We start from the raw sequence: 19,086 nt of genomic DNA, 5'->3' as shown, positions 1-19,086 counted from the left end.
CGATGCTGAAATTGTTGAAAACCATTCTCAGAGCGGGCGAGCCGACGGTGAAATACCCGTTTGCGCCGCTGGAGGTGTGTCCGGGGTTTCGCGGAAAACCGGAACTGGATCCGCAGCAATGCATCGCCTGCGGCGCCTGTACCACCGCCTGTCCGGCGAACGCGCTCACGCTGGAAACGGATGCCGGGGAGAACAGCCGCGTCTGGCAGTTGTTCATTGGCCGTTGCATCTACTGTGGGCGCTGCGAGGAGGTATGCCCGACGCGGGCGATCCGTCTGTCGGAAGAGTTTGAGCTGGCGGTCACTAACAAAGCCGATCTCTATGTGCGCGCCACCTTCCGCCTGCAGCACTGTAGCGAGTGCGGCGTGCCGTTCGCGCCAGAAAAATCCGTGGCGCTGGCAGTGGAGCTGCTGGCCCTGAACCAAAACGCACCGCATCAGCTGGAGAACCTGCGGGCGCAAGCCTCTCTCTGCCCGGCGTGCCGCCGACGCGCGGCGCTGGAGCATCGCGGCAGCGTTAACGTGCATTATTACCTTAAGGAGCAAGCATGAGTTCCGACCTGAAAGTGCTGAACCAGCATGTCAGCCAGCCGGTGCCGCTCGATGAATCCGCGCAGAAAATGAAGCAGCTCTTGCTGCGCGATATCCAGCGCTCTGCTTACGTTTACCGCGTCGATTGCGGCGGCTGTAACGGGTGTGAAATCGAAATTTTCGCCGCCATTACGCCGCTGTTTGACGCAGAACGCTTTGGCATCAAAGTGGTGGCGTCGCCACGCCACGCGGATATTTTGCTGTTTACCGGCGCGGTCACCCGCGCCATGCGCATGCCCGCGCTGCGCGCATGGGAAGCCGCACCGGACTATAAAATTGCCATCTCCTACGGTGCGTGCGGCGTCGGTGGCGGGATTTTCCACGATCTCTACTGCGTGTGGGGCGGCAGCGACACCATTGTGCCGATTGATGTATGGATCCCCGGTTGCCCGCCGACGCCTGCGGCGACGATCCACGGTTTTGCCGTAGCGCTTGGCTTGCTGGAGCAAAAACTGCACGCCGTCGATCATCAACAAGCGGCAGATGAAATCGCCAGCGTGCGCTGGCCGACGCTGCCGCTGGCATTACGCGTGACGCTTGAACGGCTGGCGCGCCAGCTGGCGGGTTATCGCCAGGGACGCGAAATTACCGACCAGCTTTTTGCTTTATTAACCGCAGGCGATCCCGCACAGGCCACACAGCGGGTGAATAACTGGCTGCAACAGGCGGCAGACCCGCGCCTGAGCTCCATCGTGCAGCAACTGATGAACGAGCTGGAGCGCGCCCATGTCTGAGCAGCAAGCGAAAGTGATGTTCTGGATGCTGCGGCAGAAGTTTGTCGATAACAGCGTCGAACTGGAAGAGAAAAGTCGCCAGGTGATGTACTACTCGCTGGCGATTGGTCACCACGTTGGGGTGATCGACTGCCTCAACGTGGCGCTTGAATGCCCGCTTGATGATTACCAGCACTGGCTGGCGTTGATCGATGACGCGGATGCCAGGCGCAAAATGCAGGGGTTATTAACCTTTGGCGAAATCGTCATCGATGCCAGCCACGTGAATACCCTGGCACCAACATTCGTACAGTTATCAAAAACGGCGGAAGAACCCTGGCGGAGCTGGAGCCGCCAGTTGCTGCAACATTTACAGGATATGGCGCATGAACCGGCGATCTATCTGATGGTGCGGCTGTTACGCTGAATGATTCATCATATAAATGTCACCCCAGTGATTTATACGTGAAGCTTGTAACACTACAAAAATAAGGGGTAATGTACTATTTACGCTCACTATTAAGGGCGACGTATCCATGATCTTACGGCAGTTGCTGGAACAGAATACTCACACTTCGTTACTCCGGGCGTTTATCCCTTTACCGCCGCCTTTCAGCCCCGTCCAGTTTATCGAATTACGCCTGAATAACGCCCACTTCTGGCGCTGCTTTGATGATGGCAGCGCCGAAAGTAGCGAGCGTGAATACGGTGGAAAAGTCAGCGACAGTTCGCTGCATCTCGTGCTGCTGGCGCAAAGTGATGTGCTGGAGTTGCGTTTTGTTCGCACCGATAGCGGCCAGTTCACGGAGCAGGACAACACGATGTTTAGCTGGCTGGCGCGGCTGGCAAGCCAGGCGCTGGAAGCGCAACTTTCTCAGGTGGAATTGAGCGAGTCGATCGAAACGCTACGCGAAGAGCGCGACCATGATCGAGTGCTGGTAGACATTACCAACTCGGTGCTCTCGCATCTGGATCTTGACGATCTGATCGCTGATGTTTCGCAGGAGATCCACCGCTTTTTCGGCATCGATAATGTTCGTGTCGTTCTGCGCGACACGCTGCACTCCCACCAGCTTATTTGCCATGCCACCCACTTTCCCAGCTGCCCGCCGGAAACCGAGCGCTTTGCCCTGCGCAGTGACAGTCCGGTGGTGCTGGCGGCGCTCAATGAAAATCAGGGCGCATTGCTGCACCAGACGCAGGATGCCGGGTTATGGCAGCGCGATCCGGTATTGCAACAGCTATTGATGCAGGGGTTAAACGTGGTGTTTATTTTGCCGCTGACCTTCAGCCACCACGCGCCTGGCGTGCTGTTGCTGGCGCACCGGGACGACTCGATTTTCGGTGAGCAAAACTGTCGATTGTTGCAGCAAATTGCCGACAGAATTGGCATTGCCGTCGATAATGCCGACGCCTACCGGCAGGTGATTCATTTAAAAGAGAATCTGAACAGCGAAAACCGCAAACTGAACGAGCAAATCGCCTCCAGCCAGAGTTTTGGCGACATCATTTACCAGAGCGATGCCATGCGCGAGGTGCTCCAGCAGGTCAACATTGTGGCACTAAGCGACAGCACAGTGCTGATCCTCGGGGAAACCGGCACCGGCAAGGAGATCATCGCCCGCGCGCTACACCAGATGAGCCCGCGCAAAGATAAACCGCTGGTAAAAATCAACTGTGCCGCCATTCCCGCCAGCCTGCTGGAAAGCGAGCTGTTTGGTCACGATAAAGGCGCGTTTACCGGGGCGATTAACGCCCATCGCGGGCGTTTTGAGATGGCCGATGAAGGCACGCTGTTCCTCGATGAAATTGGCGATATGCCGCTTGAGCTGCAACCAAAATTGCTGCGGGTGTTGCAGGAGCGCGAGATCGAACGCATCGGCGGCACAAAAACCATTCCGGTGAACGTGCGGGTTATTGCCGCCACCAACCGCGATCTGCGCCAGATGGTGATTGACCGCGAGTTCCGTAACGATCTGTTTTACCGCCTGAATGTCTTTCCGCTGGTGCTGCCGCCGCTACGCGAGCGACCAGACGATATTCCGCTGCTGGCGCGTTATTTCACGCAAAAACTGGCGCGCCGCCTCAATCGCACCATCGATACCATTCCCGCCGATACCCTCCAGCAACTGATGCGTTACGAGTGGCCTGGTAATGTGCGCGAGCTGGAAAACGTCATTGAACGCGCCGTGCTGTTGGCGCGTGATAACACCTTAAACCTGCATCTGCACGCGCAGCCGGTCAGCATGGTGCAGCCTGTCAGCCACGATCCCTTCCCCTTCACGCTGCCAAAAGTGGCGGAGATGATGCACCCGGAGCCGCCGGAAAATGACGAAGCGGAACGCCAGCAGATTATCCAGGTGCTGCGCGAAACCAACGGCATTGTCGCCGGACCGCGCGGCGCGGCCGCCAAACTCGGCATGAAACGCACCACGCTGTTATCACGAATGCAGCGTCTTGGTATCGCCGTGCGCGAAGTGCTGTAACCCCCTTCGGGTTCTGTGAACCCGCTAACGCTCTCTGGTTTGTCGCTGGTATGCGCTATGCATAAGACGGCGGGTGTCTACTATGCATTGAATCAGGAGAATCAAATGGATACCGGCAACGCGTTTGACCTGCGACTTCCTGCGGAAATGGCAAAAGTCGCCGAGCAGTCTGGATTGTATAAAGTCAGCAAACGAAAAGAGCTGTCGTTCTTCCTCGCCATTACTGCGGGCGTATTTATCTCGATTGCGTTTGTGTTTTACATCACCGTTACCGCCGGGCCTGCGCCCGCGACTGCGCTGGCGAAGCTGGCGGGCGGCGTCTGTTTTTCCCTCGGGCTGATTCTGGTAGTAGTCTGCGGGGCGGATCTCTTTACCTCAACCGTGCTGACGGTGATGGCAAAAGCCAGCGGGTTGATTAGCTGGCGGCAACTGTTTACCAACTGGGTAATTGTCTATTTCGGCAACCTCGTGGGTGCGCTGTTTTTTGTGGCGTTGATTTGGTTTGGCGGCCAGGCCATGAACGGTAACGGCTTGTGGGGGCTGAATGTGTTGCAAACCGCTGACCATAAAATGCACCACACCTTTATCGAAGCGGTGTGCCTGGGCACACTGTGTAATTTGATGGTCTGCCTGGCGGTGTGGATGAGTTATTCCGGTCATACGTTGACTGACAAAATCATGGCGATGCTGCTGCCGATCGGCATGTTTGTCGCCAGCGGTTTTGAGCACAGTATCGCCAACATGTTTTTGCTGCCGCTGGCGGTGATTATTCGTGACTTCTCACCGCAGAGTTTCTGGACCGCGGTACACAGCTCGCCGGATAACTTCCCGGCGCTCACCATCAGTAACGTGATTACCGATAACCTGCTGCCGGTGACGATTGGCAATATTATTGGTGGCGGCGTGCTGGTGGGGGTGACGTACTGGATTATTTATCTGCGCCATCAGAACGACACGCATTGAGGAGAATGCCGGGCGGCAAGCTGGCTGCCGCCCGGTGAGTTTACTCTTCTGACACCGGCGGCGAATCCGGCCAGGCGTGGATCACCGCCTGAATCAACGTCGCCAGCGGAATGGCGAAAAATACGCCCCAGAAGCCCCACAGCCCGCCGAAGATAATCACCGATAAAATGATCACCAGCGGATGCAGGTTAACCGCTTCGGAGAACAGCACCGGCACCAGCAGGTTGCCGTCCAGCCCCTGAATAATCAGATACACCGCAAAGCAACTCCAGAACTCGGTACCCAGCCCGAACTGGAACAGCGCCACGCCAACCACCGGAATAGTGACGACAAACGCGCCGATATAGGGGATTAGCACCGAGAAGCCGACCAGCACCGCCAGCAGCAGGGAGTAGTTGAGACCAAACAGGATAAAACCGATCCAGGTGGCGACGCCAACGACAATCATCTCCAGCACTTTGCCACGGATGTAGTTGGTGATTTGCTGGTTCATCTCTTTCCACACCTGACCCGCCAGCCCACGGTTGCGCGGCAGCACGCGACGCACGGCGTTGAGCATCTGCTCTTTATCTTTTACCAGGAAGAAAACCATCAGCGGCACCAGCACCAGATACACCGCCAGCGTCAGCAGCCCGACCAGCGAGGCGAGCGAATATTTCACCACGGAATCGCCCATTGTCAGCATGCGGGAGCGCATGTTTTCCGCCATCGCATCGATGATCCCCGCATCCATTAACGCCGGGTAGCGGCGCGGTAAGGTGGCGGCAAAATCAGAGAGTTTGCTTAACATGCCGGGCATATCGCGGATCAGGTAAATCCCCTGCTGCCAGGCAACCGGCATCACCACAAACGCCATCACCAGCAGGATGCCGACAAACAGCACCAGAACGATGGTCGCAGCCCAGGTACGCGAACAGCCGATACGTTGCAGACGTGCGGTAGGCCACTCAAGCAGGTAAGCGATTACCAGCGCCACCAGCAGCGGCGCAAGAAGGCCGCTGAAGAAGAAGAGAATACAGAACCCCGCAAGCAGAATGACCAGCAGCGCAATCGCCTCCGGATCGCTGAAGCGGCGGCGATACCACTGCATTAACATTTCGAGCATAACGTTCTTTTATGAGCCTCTTGAGCGGGGGGTAAGGAGTGGAATTGTATCGAAATGTCACAAAAAAGACTTCGCTTTTCGTATCCTTTGCGGGAAACATAGCAATCCACTGAATACAATGTTTTTCATCCCAAAAGGCGGCTACACTCGAAGGCCGGTGAGCCGGAACGACGCCGCCGAAAGCAGGTCAACAGTGTGTCACCCCAAATACAGGAAAGAGGTTATGTTCAGGCAGTTGAAACGAACACTGGTCGCAACCCTGATTGCCGCACTCAGTGCGGGCGCCACCACCCCGACATGGGCAGAGTCGATAGACAGCGGTCTGCCGGATATGGGCACCTCGGCAGGCAGCACGCTCTCCATTGGTCAGGAGATGCAGATGGGCGACTATTACGTTCGCCAGCTTCGCGGCAGCGCGCCACTGATTAATGATCCGCTGCTGGTGCAGTACATTAATTCCCTCGGCATGCGTCTGGTGGCACACGCGGATTCGGTCAAAACCCCTTTCCACTTCTATCTCGTCAATAACGACGAAATCAACGCCTTCGCCTTTTTTGGCGGCAATGTGGTGCTGCACTCCGCGCTGTTCCGCTATACGGATAACGAAAGCCAACTGGCTTCGGTGATGGCGCACGAAATCTCCCACGTCACGCAGCGCCACCTGGCGCGCGCGATGGAGGACCAAAAACGCAACGCGCCGCTGACCTGGGCGGGCGTGCTGGGTTCCATTTTGCTGGCGATGGCTAACCCGCAAGCCGGGATGGGCGCGCTCACCGGCACGCTGGCCGGTACACAGCAAGGGCTTATCAGCTTTACCCAGCAGAACGAACAGGAAGCGGATCGCATTGGCATTCAGGTGCTGCAACGCGCCGGGTTCGATCCACAAGCGATGCCGACATTCCTTGAAAAACTGCTGGATCAGTCGCGCTACTCCACGCGCCCGCCGGAAATTCTGCTGACGCACCCGTTGCCGGAAAGCCGCTTGTCGGATGCCCGCAACCGCGCCAACCAGATGCGCCCGGTGGTGGTGCAATCATCCGAAGAGTTCTACATGGCGAAAGCCAGAACGCTGGGCATGTACAATTCCGGGCGTAACCAGCTCACCAGCGATCTGCTGGATGGCTGGTCGAAAGGTAATGTACGCGAACAACGCGCGGCGCAATATGGCCGGGCGTTACAGGCGATGGAAGCGAAAAATTACGCCGAGGCGGCAAAAACCTTGCAGCCGCTGCTGAGCGCCAGCCCGAATAACGCCTGGTATATCGACCTGGCGACCGATATCGATTTAGGGCAGAACAAAAGCGCGGATGCCATTAAACGCCTCAATACCGCCAGCGAACTGAAAACCAATCCTGTGCTGCAACTTAACCTGGCGAACGCTTACCTGGAAGGCGGTCAGCCCGCTGAAGCCGCGCGCATTCTTAACCGTTACACCTTTACGTATAAAGAGGATGTCAACGGCTGGGATTTACTGGCGCAGGCCGAAGCAGCGCTTAATAACCGCGATCAGGAACTGGCCGCGCGTGCAGAAGGGCTGGCGCTGGTAGGCAAGCTGGATCAGGCCATTACGTTGCTGAGCAGCGCCAGTTCGCAGGTGAAACTCGGCAGCCTGCAACAGGCGCGTTACGATGCGCGAATTGACCAGTTACGCGAGTTGCAGCAACGGTTCAAGCCGTACCAGAAAATGTAACAAGGAGAAGAGATGTCAGAGACGGTGAAGATTTACCATAACCCACGCTGCTCAAAGAGCCGCGAAACGCTGGCGCTGCTGAAGGAAAACGGCGTTGAGCCAGAAGTGGTGCTCTACCTCGAGACGCCGCCGGACGCAGCGACGGTGCAAAAGCTGGTGAAAATGCTCGGTATGTCCAGCGCGCGCGAACTGATGCGCAGTAAAGAAGATCTCTACAAAGGATTGCAGCTTGGCGATAGCGCACTGACGGAAGCGCAACTGGTGCAGGCACTGGTGGATAACCCGAAACTGCTTGAACGCCCGATTGTCGTTAGCCACGGCAAAGCACGAATCGGTCGCCCGCCGGAGCAGGTTCTGGAGATTTTGTAAGGTTAAAAAACCCTCGCCGCGTGGCGAGGGTTCAGAGTTTGAGGATCTCTTTGACGAACGGAATAGTCAGCTTGCGCTGGGCGGTGATCGACGCGCGATCCAGCTCATCCAGCGTATCGAACAATGTGCGCATTTCCCTGTCCAGCCGCTTTAACAAAAACCGCCCTACGTCTTCCGGCAGCTCAAACCCGCGGATCCGCGCCCGCAGCTGTAAGGCTTGTAATTTGTCTTCGTCGGAAAGCGGTTGCAGCTTGTAGATTTGCCCCCAGTCCAGCCGTGAGGCCAGATCAGGCAAGCCCAGGTTGAGCTGGCGCGGCGGTCTGTCGCCGGTTATCAGCAAGCGGGTTTTGCCCTGTTCCAGAATGCGGTTGTAGAGGTTGAAAATCGCCATCTCCCACGGCTCGTCACCGGCGACGCATTCGATATTGTCGATACACACCAGCGAGAGTTGCTCCATCCCATCCAGCACTTCCGGCACAAACCAGGTACGCTTATCAAGCGGCACATATCCTACGGCATCGCCACGCTGGGAGAGTTCGGCACACGCGGCATGCAGCAAATGGCTGCGCCCCGCGCCTTCACGCGACCAGAAATAGATGTATCCGCTGTGCGCCTGGCGCAGAACGTTTTGCAGTGCCGCCAGTAAAGAGGGGTTGTCACCCGGCCAGAAACTCGCAAAGGTTTCATCATCGGGTAAATACAATGGCAGGGAGAGCTGTGCCGGCGTGTTCAGAGGTACCTCAACAAGGCTTACAAAAAACGCAGTGAGTCTATCACAAAATGTTGCAAGGTTTGAACCGGGCGCGAGACCCGGTTCAATTCTGCACGATGATTACGACTTCGCCGCGTCATCTTCTGGCGCGTCCAGTACCACTTCTTCCGGGCGCAGTACGCTAATCAGTTTAAAGATCAGACTCAGCGCCACACCAACGATCGTCGCCAGCGCCATGCCTTTCAGCTCGGCGGCACCAATGTGCACCTTCGCGCCGCTGACACCAATGATCAGGATAACGGAGGTCAGGATCAGGTTTTGCGCTTTGCTGTAATCCACTTTCGATTCGATCAGCACTCGGATACCTGAAGCGCCGATGACCCCGTACAGCAGCAGGGAAACACCACCCATTACCGGCACCGGGATAATCTGGATAGCCGCCGCCAGTTTACCGACGCAGGAGAGCAGAATGGCGATGATCGCCGCGCCGCCAATTACCCAGGTACTGTAGACGCGGGTAATCGCCATCACGCCGATATTTTCACCGTAAGTGGTGTTCGGCGTTGAGCCGAAGAAACCAGAGATGATGGTTGAAAGGCCGTTGGCAAACATAGAGCGGTGCAAGCCCGGATCGCGGATCAGATCTTTTTTGACGATATTCGCCGTCACCACCAGATGACCGACGTGCTCGGCAATGACCACCAGCGCCGCAGGCAGAATGGTGAAAATGGCAAACCACTCAAAACGCGGCGTATAAAACGTTGGCAGCGCGAACCAGTGCGCCTGGGCAATCGGCGTGGTATCAACAACGCCCATCGAGAAGGAGAGCGCGTAGCCCGCCAGCACGCCAATCAGGATCGGGATAATCGCCATAAAACCACGGAACAGCACCGAGCCGAACACCGTCACGCCCAGCGTCACCAGCGAGATGATCACGGTTTTGGAATCCGCTGACTGCCCATCTGCTGGCAGCAGGCCGGCCATGTTCGCCGCCACGCCCGCCAGTTCCAGACCGATGACGGCAACGATTGCGCCCATCGCCGCAGGCGGGAACATCACATCCAGCCAGCCGGTACCCGCTTTTTTCACAATGAATGAGACGATGCAGAACAGCACGCCGCACATAATGAACCCGCCGAGCGCCACTTCGTAGCCCAGCGGCAGCAACAGCAGTACCGGGGAGATAAACGCAAAGCTGGAGCCTAAATAGGCCGGGATTTTCCCTTTACAGATAAAGATATAGAGCAGCGTTCCGACACCATTGAACAGCAGCACGGTGGCCGGGTTAATGTGGAACAGGATTGGCACCAGCACGGTTGCGCCGAACATGGCGAACAGATGCTGTAAACTAAGCGGGATCGTCTGCAAAAGCGGCGGTCTTTCACTTACCCCGATAGCACGGCGCGTCATAGTGTTTTCCTCTGAGTGTTGTTGTTGTCCACCCGTCCAAAATGGCGGGCAGTGTTATGAATTCCAAAAAAAAGCCGACTATCAAAGTCGGCTTTCGATTTCTTATCAGTTATTTCGTACCAAAGATTTTGTCGCCGGCGTCGCCGAGGCCCGGAATAATGTATCCGTGCTCATTCAGCCCCTGGTCAATCGACGCGGTGTACAGCTCAACGTCCGGGTGCGCTTTTTCCAGCGCCGCCAGACCTTCCGGCGCGGCAACCAGCACCAGCACTTTAATGCTGTGGCAACCGGCATTTTTCAGCAGGTCGATGGTCGCGATCATTGAACCACCGGTCGCGAGCATCGGGTCAACAACCAGCGCCATGCGCTCGTCGATATTGGATACCAGTTTCTGGAAGTACGGTACCGGCTCCAGCGTCTCTTCATTACGGTAGATACCCACCACGCTGATGCGCGCGCTCGGTACGTGCTCCAGTACGCCTTCCATCATGCCCAGACCTGCGCGCAGGATCGGCACCACGGTGATTTTCTTACCTTTAATTTGATCAACCTGTACCGGGCCGTTCCAGCCTTCGATGGTCACTTTTTCAGTTTCCAGATCGGCCGTTGCTTCATAGGTCAGCAGGCTGCCCACTTCTGAGGCGAGTTCACGAAAGCGTTTGGTGCTGATGTCGTTCTCTCGCATCAGGCCCAGCTTGTGTTTGACGAGTGGGTGTTTTACTTCCACGACCTTCATACTCTTCTCCTTTCCCCTGACAGGTGGCAGCCACAAAAAAAATCGCCGGATTATACCGCTTTTTCTCCGTTGCGCTACAGGAAGGCGCTTGATCGCGATCAATCAGACTGGAAAAGAGTATATCGCAAGAATCCGCCGCGCCCTTACATAATGGACTCGCAAACGTTTGCCTTGGCTGTTAGAATTGCGCCGAATTTTATTTCTACCGCAAGTAAACGCGTGGGGACCCAAGCAGTGACCGATAAAACCTCTCTCAGCTATAAAGATGCCGGTGTTGATATCGACGCAGGCAATGCTCTGGTTGACCGAATCAAAGGCGTGGTGAAGAAAACCCGTCGCCCGGAAGTGATGGGCGGTTTGGGCGGCTTCGGTGCGCTGTGCGCGCTGCCGCAAAAATATCGTGAGCCAGTACTGGTTTCCGGCACTGACGGAGTGGGCACAAAGCTGCGTCTGGCAATGGATCTGAAACGTCACGACACCATCGGTATCGACCTGGTGGCAATGTGCGTTAACGATCTGGTGGTACAAGGCGCTGAGCCGCTGTTCTTCCTCGACTATTACGCCACCGGCAAGCTGGATGTCGATACCGCCGCCAGCGTGATCAACGGCATCGCCGAAGGCTGTCTGCAATCGGGCTGTGCGCTGGTTGGCGGCGAAACGGCGGAAATGCCGGGCATGTACCACGGTGAAGATTACGATGTCGCCGGTTTCTGCGTCGGTGTGGTAGAAAAATCAGAAATCATTGACGGTTCCAAAGTGGCTGACGGCGATGTGCTGGTCGCCCTGGCGTCCAGCGGACCACACTCCAATGGCTATTCGCTGGTGCGTAAAGTGCTCGAAGTGAGCGGTGCCGATCCGCAGTCTACGCAGCTTGAAGGCAAACCGCTGGCCGATCACCTGCTGGAACCGACTCGCATTTACGTCAAATCCGTGCTGGAGCTGATCGAGAACGTTGACGTTCACGCCATCGCCCACCTGACCGGCGGCGGTTTCTGGGAAAACATCCCGCGCGTACTGCCGGATAACACCCAGGCGGTAATCGATGAATCCTCCTGGCAGTGGCCGGCCGTGTTCAACTGGCTGCAAAGCGCCGGTAACGTGAGCCGCCACGAAATGTACCGCACCTTTAACTGCGGTGTCGGTATGGTGATTGCGCTGCCTGCGGCTGAAGCCGATAAAGCCATCACGCTGCTGAATGCGAAAGGTGAAAAGGCGTGGAAAATCGGTATCATCAACGCATCCGATTCCAGTGAGCGTGTGGTTATTGAATGAAAAACATCGTGGTGCTGATTTCCGGCAACGGAAGCAATTTGCAGGCAATTATCGACGCCTGCAAACAGAAGAAAATCAACGGCACCCTGCGGGCAGTTTTCAGTAATAAGGCCGACGCGTTCGGCCTTAAACGTGCGCGGGAAGCTAATATTCCCGCTCATGCGCTGAGCGCAGATCAGTTCGCCAGCCGCGATGCGTTTGACCGCGAGCTGATGCAGGAAATCGACGCCTACGCCCCGGATGTGGTGGTGCTGGCGGGTTATATGCGTATCCTCAGCCCGGCGTTTGTCGCGCATTACGCCGGACGTCTGCTGAATATCCACCCTTCCCTGCTGCCGAAATATCCCGGCCTGCACACGCACCGCCAGGTGCTGGAAAACGGTGATGAAGAACACGGCACCAGCGTGCATTTTGTTACCGATGAGCTGGACGGCGGCCCGGTGATTTTGCAAGCCAAAGTGCCGGTGTTTGAAGGTGATACGGAAGAAGAGATCACCGAGCGCGTACAGTCGCAGGAACATGCGATTTACCCGCTGGTGGTCAGCTGGTTTGTTGATGGCCGCCTGAAAATGGACAGCAACAGCGCATGGCTGGATGGTGTGCGCTTACCGCCTGAAGGCTATGCGGCCGACGAATAATCACTGCAATTTATCGCTTTTCTCCCTGCCCGCCGCGGCAGGGTTTCTTTCCTCTTCCCCTGCAAAAAGAAAAAGTTACTTTATTTCCATCACCTTAGATGCGAAAAACGGATTACTGTCATACTTTTTTGGCACAGTTGGACATCTGACGGCAAAGCTCGCCATAATAAGTTGTGTCATACGAAGGGACGCCAGCAACGTTCACCTGTCAGTCAGGGCACCGCGAGCGCGAGAAGGATTTGCCGTGTCCCGAGCAAGAACCGGAGTGTAAACAGGAATGGGTCAGGAAAAGTTATATCTCGAAAAAGAACTAAGCTGGTTGTGCTTCAATGAACGTGTTCTCCAGGAAGCCGCCGACAAAAGTAACCCGCTTATCGAACGCATGCGTTTTTTGGGGATCTATTCCAACAACCTCGACGAATTTTATAAAGTCCGTTTTGCTGAACTGAAACGCCGTTTAATCATTAGCGAAGAGCAAGGCGTTACCACGAATTCCCGCCATCTGCTGGGCAAGATCCAATCCCGCGTACTGAAAGCCGATCAGGAGTTCGACAGTCTGTACAACGACCTGCTGCTGGAGATGGCGCGTAATCAAATTTTCCTGATTAACGAACGCCAGCTTTCGCAAAACCAGCAGAGCTGGCTGCGCAACTACTTCAAACAGTATTTGCGCCAGCACATTACCCCGACGCTGATTAACCGCGAAACCAACCTGGTACGCTTCTTAAAAGATGATTACACCTACCTGGCGGTAGAAATTATTCGCGGTGACGAAATTCGTTACGCGCTGCTGGAGATCCCGTCAGATAAAGTGCCACGCTTTGTAAACCTGCCGCCGGAAACGCCGCGCCGTCGCAAGCCGATGATTCTGCTGGATAACATTCTGCGTTACTGCCTGGATGATATCTTTAAAGGCTTCTTCGATTATGACGCCCTGAACGCCTATTCGATGAAAATGACCCGTGACGCCGAATATGACCTGGTGCACGAAATGGAATCGAGCCTGATGGAGCTGATGTCCTCAAGCCTGAAACAGCGTCTGACCGCCGAACCGGTGCGTTTTGTTTATCAGCGTGATATGCCCGATGCCATGGTCGAGATGCTGCGTGAAAAGCTGACCATCTCCCGTTATGACTCCATTATTCCCGGCGGGCGTTATCACAACTTCAAAGACTTTATAGGTTTTCCGAATGTCGGCAAAGCCAACCTCGTCAACAAACCGATGCCGCGTCTACGCCACATCGGGTTTGACAAGTTCCGCAACGGTTTTGACGCCATTCGCGAACGCGATGTGCTGCTCTATTATCCGTACCACACCTTTGAACACGTGCTGGAGCTGCTGCGCCAGGCGTCGTTCGACCCGAGCGTGCTGGCGATCAAAATCAACATTTACCGCGTGGCGAAAGATTCGCGCATCATCGATTCGATGATCCACGCGGCGCATAACGGTAAAAAAGTCACCGTGGTGGTGGAGTTGCAGGCGCGTTTCGACGAAGAAGCCAACATCCACTGGGCGAAGCGGCTGACGGAAGCGGGCGTGCAGGTGATCTTCTCGGCGCCGGGCTTAAAAATTCACGCCAAACTGTTCCTCATCTCCCGTATGGAAGGGGAAGAGATCGTGCGCTATGCGCACATCGGTACCGGCAACTTTAACGAAAAAACCGCGCGGCTTTACACGGACTACTCGCTGATCACCGCTGACGCGCGCATCACCAATGAAGTGCGCCGGGTATTCAACTTTATCGAAAACCCCTATCGCCCGGTGAGTTTCGATTATTTGCTGGTGTCGCCGCAAAACTCGCGCCGCCTGCTGTACGACATGATCGACACGGAGATCGCTAACGCGCAGGAAGGTAAACCCTCTGGCATTACGCTGAAGCTGAACAACCTTGTTGATAAAGGGCTGGTGGACAGACTCTATACCGCCTCCAGTTCCGGCGTGCCGGTGAACCTGCTGGTGCGCGGCATGTGTTCACTTATTCCGCAACTGGAAGGCATCAGCGAAAATATTCGTGTCACCAGTATCGTTGATCGTTATCTTGAGCACGATCGCATCTATATTTTTGAGAACGGCGGCGATAAACGCGTTTATCTCTCCTCCGCAGACTGGATGACACGTAATATTGATTACCGTATCGAAGTGGCCGCACCGCTGCTCGATCCGCGCCTTAAACAGCGCGTTCTGGATATCATTGATTTACTTTTAAGTGATACCGTGAAAGCCAGGTACATCGATAAAGAACTGAGTAATCGCTATGTGCCGCGCGGCAACCGCCGTAAAGTGCGCGCACAACTGGCGATTTACGACTACATCAAATCACTCGAACAGCCCGACTAACCTATGCCGATACAAGAAAAGACGCCACGACCGGAGGAATTTGCCGCGGTCGATCTGGGTTCAAACAGTTTCCATATGGTCATTGCGCGCGTGGTCGACGGCGCAATGCAGATCATCGGCCGACTGAAACAGCGCGTGCACCTGGCTGATGGTCTGGACAGCAATAACATGCTGAGCGAAGAGGCGATGGAGCGCGGGCTGGCTTGCCTGTCGCTGTTCGCCGAGCGCTTGCAGGGCTTTGATCCGGCAAGCGTGTGCATCGTTGGTACGCACACGTTGCGCCAGGCGTTGAACGCCACAGAGTTTCTTAAACGCGCGGAAAAAGTGATCCCCTACCCGATTGAAATCATTCCGGGCAATGAAGAAGCGCGCCTGATTTTTATGGGCGTGGAACATACGCAGCCGGAAAAAGGCCGCAAGCTGGTGATCGATATCGGCGGCGGCTCTACCGAATTAGTGATCGGTGAAGATTTCGAGCCGAAGCTGGTGGAAAGCCGCCGTATGGGCTGCGTGAGCTTTGCGCAGATGTACTTTATGGGCGGCACGATTAATGGCGAAAACTTCCGCCGCGCGCGTATGGCGGCAACGCAAAAGCTGGAGTCGCTGGCGTGGCAGTTCCGCATTCAGGGCTGGAATGTGGCGCTTGGCGCATCTGGCAGCATTAAAGCCGCCCACGAAGTGCTGATCGCCTCTGGCGAGAAAGACGGTTTTATCACGCCGGAACGACTGGAGAAACTGGTCGCCGAAGTGCTGAAATATAAGAACTTCAGTGAACTGAGCCTGCCAGGCCTTTCCGAAGAGCGTAAAGCGGTGTTTGTGCCGGGGCTGGCTATTCTTTGCGGCGTGTTCGATGCGCTGGCGATCCGCGAATTGCGCCTTTCCGATGGCGCACTGCGTGAAGGCGTGCTGTATGAGATGGAAGGCCGTTTCCGCCATCAGGACATTCGCAGCCGCACCGCGCAGAGCCTTGCCAGCCAGTACAATATCGACCGTGAGCAGGCGCGGCGCGTGCTGGAAACCACAACCCAGATTTACGAGCAGTGGCTGGCGCAAAACGCGAAGCTCGCTAACCCGCAACTGGCGGCGTTGCTGAAATGGGCAGCGATGTTGCACGAAGTCGGACTAAATATTAACCACAGCGGGATGCACCGCCATTCGGCGTACATTCTGCAAAACAGCGATCTGCCCGGTTTTAATCAGGAGCAACAGCTGATGATGGCGACGCTGGTGCGCTGCCACCGTAAGGCTATCAAGCTTGATGATTTGCCGCGTTTTACGCTGTTTAAAAAGAAACAGTATTTACCGCTGGTGCAAATCTTACGCCTTGGCGTGCTGCTGAATAACCAGCGCCAGGCGACCACTACGCCGCCAACATTGCGCCTGACCACCGATGCCAATCACTGGACACTCAGCTTCCCGCACGACTGGTTCAGCCAGAACGCGCTGGTGTTACTGGATCTGGAAAAAGAGCAGGAATACTGGGAAGCCGTGACCGGCTGGCGACTGAAAATCGAAGAAGAGCACTCTCCGGAAGTGGCGGCCTGAGCCGCCCGTTCGCTACTCGTTAACCAGCGTCTCCAGCGGCGCTGGCTTACCAATCAGATACCCCTGTAAATAGTCGATACCCAGCGCGATTGCCGCGCTGCGTATCTCTTCGCTTTCCACATACTCCGCCACCACCAGCATTTTTTTCATCCGCGCCAGATGGCAAATCGACGCCACAATCTGATAATCGAGGCTGTTCGAGACAATATTGCGGATAAAACTGCCATCGATTTTCAGGATGTCGGCATTGACGGTTTTCAGCCGCGCATAGCTGGCATAACCGGTGCCAAAATCATCAATCGCCACCCGGCAGCCCATCTGTTGCAGTTGCCCCAGCGTCTGGTTGGCCTGCTGGAGGTTGGTCATCGAGTTGCTTTCTGTTATCTCAAAAATCAACTGCCAGGCTTCAATGCGGTATTTGCGTAATAAACGCCGGACTTCCTGGGAAAACTGCGTGCGGCAAATTGAGGCCGGCGAGAGGTTAATGGAAAAACGCTGCGCGGGGAGTTTTTCGCGGTTTTGCGCCATAAACATCAGTACATGTTCAATCACCCATAAATCGATACGCGACGACAAGCCGAACTCATACGCGACAGGCAAAAACGCATCCGGGCTGATGCTGTCGCCGTTCTCTTCACGCATGCGCAGCAGGATCTCGTAATAGTCATCGCCACGCACGCCATGAATCAGCTGCGCCATCAGGATAAAATGGTTCTCCTCCAGCGCCAGCTGCAGGCGATTCATCATATCCACTTTGCTTTTCAGGCTGCGTTGCAGATTCGCCGCGCCCCGGTTTTGCAAATTCTCCGGGTGGTTGGTCGCCAGCGATAGATCAGCGATGGTACTCATCTCACCGAGCAGCAAATAGAGGTGCTTCACCGGCGAACGCACGTAGCAGTAACTCAACCCCACCTGCGGCTGCAGCGGCATATCATCCCAGATAAAGCGGAACTGCTTGATGCGCGCGTCCAGTTCCTCAATGCGCGTCTGGTGCGACTGCGTATTCAGGCGGATCGCCAGATCGTGTCCGGAGAGTTGATACACGCCCTCTTCCGCCGATAACAGCGGCCTGAGCCAGTCCGCCATGCGCTGTTTGTACTGAATGCGCAGCAGCACACCATAGTTGCGCCCCAGCAGTTCCAGCTCAGGCACGCGCAGAAAACAGAGCACCGACCACGGCGTATCCGCCAGTGCCCGGCCCAGCGCGCGAAGGTTGGGCATATTGGCAACCGGGTCGATAAACGCCAGACGGCGGGCGCGATCATGCACCAGTCTCTGACGGGTCGCCATCATCGCCATGGCGAGAATGATGAAGGAAAACACCAGGTAACTTGATGAGGCGATCGCCAGTTGCACGTCGTAAGCAGGAAACCACGGCAAATAACGGTAAAAAAAGTGAATAGAGATCACCAGCAGCGGTGTCCAGACCAGCGACATAAAACGGTAGCCGTAACGCATCGATCCCCACAGCATCACCGGCAAGAGAAGTGAAAGCGTGTAGTTGGTACTGAAAATGGAACTGTTTTTGTTCAGTGGCATTAGTAACAGCAGCAAAATGCCAATCACCACGGCGAACCAGACCACGATCTCAATGCGCGTAACTTTGCGATCAAACTCGTGACGCATTTGCGATAACCACGAAACCGCGTAGCGCGGATGGCGAATAACGCGGATCAACAAATAGCTAAACGGCACGCCGGTCATTGTTCCCACCAGCAATGCCTGGTAATTGATGAGCATCGGCACATTCCATGCCAGCGCGCCGCTATCGCCAGCTGCCCGATCGTAAAGATTCAGCCAGACACCCAGCTCAAGGATCATCAGGTAGATCGATGCCGGACAGAGCACCTGCCAGAAAATACGCTGGGAAACCAGCAATGCCGTGCCGTAAGCCACCAGGTGGCGGCGAGTGACAAAAATACGGTAACCCGCCCAGCTCAATATGATGGGCAGCAGCAAATGCACGCCTTTACTGACCATTTCCAGCGGCGGTGCGGGCCAATAATGGCAGATCAACGCCAGCACAATGCCCGGTAGCGCCGCCCAGCCATAAAACATCATCAGGACGATCAGCAACGCCATCGGCAGATAATAGAGAATGACCGCCTGACCAGAAACGGTAGTAAATGTATTAGCGAGACTAAACAGTGGGTACAAAACAACAGGCGTGATGAGCGGCAAAGCCCACCACTGATCTTTCAGGCGATGATATTTTTGAATAAGTGTCATAGATGCTCGGTTACCCAACCCAGATCCTGGCGGGTGTTTCAGGCAGGTATCCGACCCGACTGTGCTGCGCACCGGTGAAGTGCCAGTTTGTTAACAAACAGAAATTCTAATTCCGGACAATATCTGTTAATTGATTTGCATCAAAAAAAACGCGCCAGCCAACTCTAATTCCCCGCTTTATGCGCATTATCGCCCATTTTTCATTGCTCACGTAAATATTTAATTTATCTTATATAATTCTTGGTGATAATTTAATCATTGTGTTTTTGCGCCAGGCTTAATTGACCTGA

Annotated in this window: 16 protein-coding genes; 11 read left to right on the top strand and 5 right to left on the bottom strand. The window is 55.5% G+C overall.

Annotated features, from left to right (window positions below; all coding sequences use genetic code 11):
- Positions 1 to 2: 2 nt before the first annotated feature.
- The 5 genes from hyfH (at position 3) to focA (ending at position 4,752) form a co-directional block, all read left to right on the top strand.
- Positions 3 to 551, top strand: a complete 549-nt coding sequence (hyfH, locus tag JKP81_RS00515) for a hydrogenase 4 subunit H (protein ID WP_020454686.1) — start codon at positions 3 to 5, stop codon at positions 549 to 551.
- Entirely contained in the window at positions 548 to 1,324 is a 777-nt protein-coding gene (locus JKP81_RS00510; RefSeq protein WP_200550198.1) for an NADH-quinone oxidoreductase subunit B family protein, read from the top strand. The genes hyfH and JKP81_RS00510 overlap by 4 nt, the downstream gene beginning before the upstream one ends.
- Positions 1,317 to 1,730 (top strand): formate hydrogenlyase maturation HycH family protein, encoded by a 414-nt coding sequence (locus JKP81_RS00505; RefSeq protein ID WP_200550197.1) that lies wholly within the window; start codon positions 1,317 to 1,319, stop codon positions 1,728 to 1,730. Before JKP81_RS00510 ends, JKP81_RS00505 begins: the two co-directional genes overlap by 8 nt.
- 109 nt (positions 1,731 to 1,839) lie before the next feature.
- Positions 1,840 to 3,789, top strand: coding sequence for a sigma 54-interacting transcriptional regulator (locus JKP81_RS00500; RefSeq protein WP_234455450.1), 1,950 nt, complete (start codon positions 1,840 to 1,842; stop codon positions 3,787 to 3,789).
- A gap of 105 nt (positions 3,790 to 3,894) precedes the next feature.
- Complete coding sequence (gene focA, locus JKP81_RS00495) at positions 3,895 to 4,752, top strand: formate transporter FocA (protein ID WP_200550196.1); 858 nt, start codon at positions 3,895 to 3,897, stop codon at positions 4,750 to 4,752.
- A gap of 40 nt (positions 4,753 to 4,792) precedes the next feature.
- On the opposite strand, the gene JKP81_RS00490 is transcribed toward focA, so the two are convergent.
- The gene (locus JKP81_RS00490; protein ID WP_017458961.1) at positions 4,793 to 5,857 is read right to left on the bottom strand and encodes an AI-2E family transporter; all 1,065 of its coding nucleotides are present in this window, start codon (positions 5,855 to 5,857) and stop codon (positions 4,793 to 4,795) included.
- A 223-nt stretch (positions 5,858 to 6,080) separates the two neighbouring features.
- Here JKP81_RS00490 and bepA point away from each other — a divergent pair, with 223 nt between their 5' ends.
- Together bepA and arsC are read left to right on the top strand one after the other, a co-directional pair.
- Complete coding sequence (gene bepA, locus JKP81_RS00485) at positions 6,081 to 7,547, top strand: beta-barrel assembly-enhancing protease (RefSeq protein WP_200550195.1); 1,467 nt, start codon at positions 6,081 to 6,083, stop codon at positions 7,545 to 7,547.
- 12 nt (positions 7,548 to 7,559) lie between these two features.
- A complete protein-coding gene (gene arsC / locus JKP81_RS00480) occupies positions 7,560 to 7,916 on the top strand; it encodes an arsenate reductase (glutaredoxin) (RefSeq protein ID WP_200550194.1) in 357 nt (118 codons plus the stop codon).
- A 31-nt stretch (positions 7,917 to 7,947) separates the two neighbouring features.
- Here the strand turns inward: arsC and JKP81_RS00475 are convergent, their stop codons facing one another.
- The 3 genes from JKP81_RS00475 to upp form a co-directional block, all read right to left on the bottom strand.
- Complete coding sequence (locus JKP81_RS00475) at positions 7,948 to 8,649, bottom strand: DnaA inactivator Hda (protein WP_065370367.1); 702 nt, start codon at positions 8,647 to 8,649, stop codon at positions 7,948 to 7,950.
- Between the two features lie 99 nt (positions 8,650 to 8,748).
- Positions 8,749 to 10,038: a uracil permease gene (gene uraA / locus JKP81_RS00470; protein WP_200550193.1), complete on the bottom strand. Its 1,290-nt coding sequence runs from the start codon at positions 10,036 to 10,038 to the stop codon at positions 8,749 to 8,751.
- 109 nt (positions 10,039 to 10,147) lie between these two features.
- Positions 10,148 to 10,774, bottom strand: coding sequence for a uracil phosphoribosyltransferase (gene upp / locus JKP81_RS00465; protein ID WP_017458966.1), 627 nt, complete (start codon positions 10,772 to 10,774; stop codon positions 10,148 to 10,150).
- Between the two features lie 234 nt (positions 10,775 to 11,008).
- Here upp and purM point away from each other — a divergent pair, with 234 nt between their 5' ends.
- The 4 genes from purM to ppx all read left to right on the top strand — a co-directional run bounded on the left by purM (position 11,009) and on the right by ppx (position 16,567).
- Positions 11,009 to 12,046, top strand: coding sequence for a phosphoribosylformylglycinamidine cyclo-ligase (gene purM / locus JKP81_RS00460; protein ID WP_200550192.1), 1,038 nt, complete (start codon positions 11,009 to 11,011; stop codon positions 12,044 to 12,046).
- The gene (gene purN, locus JKP81_RS00455; RefSeq protein WP_200550191.1) at positions 12,043 to 12,684 is read left to right on the top strand and encodes a phosphoribosylglycinamide formyltransferase; all 642 of its coding nucleotides are present in this window, start codon (positions 12,043 to 12,045) and stop codon (positions 12,682 to 12,684) included. Before purM ends, purN begins: the two co-directional genes overlap by 4 nt.
- Positions 12,685 to 12,961: 277 nt before the next feature.
- On the top strand, positions 12,962 to 15,022 hold the full coding sequence (gene ppk1 / locus JKP81_RS00450) for a polyphosphate kinase 1 (RefSeq protein ID WP_017458969.1): 2,061 nt from the start codon (positions 12,962 to 12,964) through the stop codon (positions 15,020 to 15,022).
- A 3-nt stretch (positions 15,023 to 15,025) separates the two neighbouring features.
- Positions 15,026 to 16,567 (top strand): exopolyphosphatase, encoded by a 1,542-nt coding sequence (gene ppx, locus JKP81_RS00445; RefSeq protein WP_017458970.1) that lies wholly within the window; start codon positions 15,026 to 15,028, stop codon positions 16,565 to 16,567.
- A 12-nt stretch (positions 16,568 to 16,579) separates the two neighbouring features.
- Here ppx and JKP81_RS00440 read toward each other — a convergent pair whose 3' ends face one another.
- Complete coding sequence (locus JKP81_RS00440) at positions 16,580 to 18,796, bottom strand: EAL domain-containing protein (RefSeq protein ID WP_200550190.1); 2,217 nt, start codon at positions 18,794 to 18,796, stop codon at positions 16,580 to 16,582.
- Positions 18,797 to 19,086 lie beyond the last annotated feature (290 nt).

Source organism: Kosakonia sp. LAM2021, assembly GCF_016620385.1.
In the GTDB taxonomy this organism is placed as follows: domain Bacteria; phylum Pseudomonadota; class Gammaproteobacteria; order Enterobacterales; family Enterobacteriaceae; genus Kosakonia; species Kosakonia sacchari.
The sequence above is the reverse complement of the archived record's forward strand: the minus strand, read 5'-3'. Positions and strand labels throughout refer to the sequence as shown.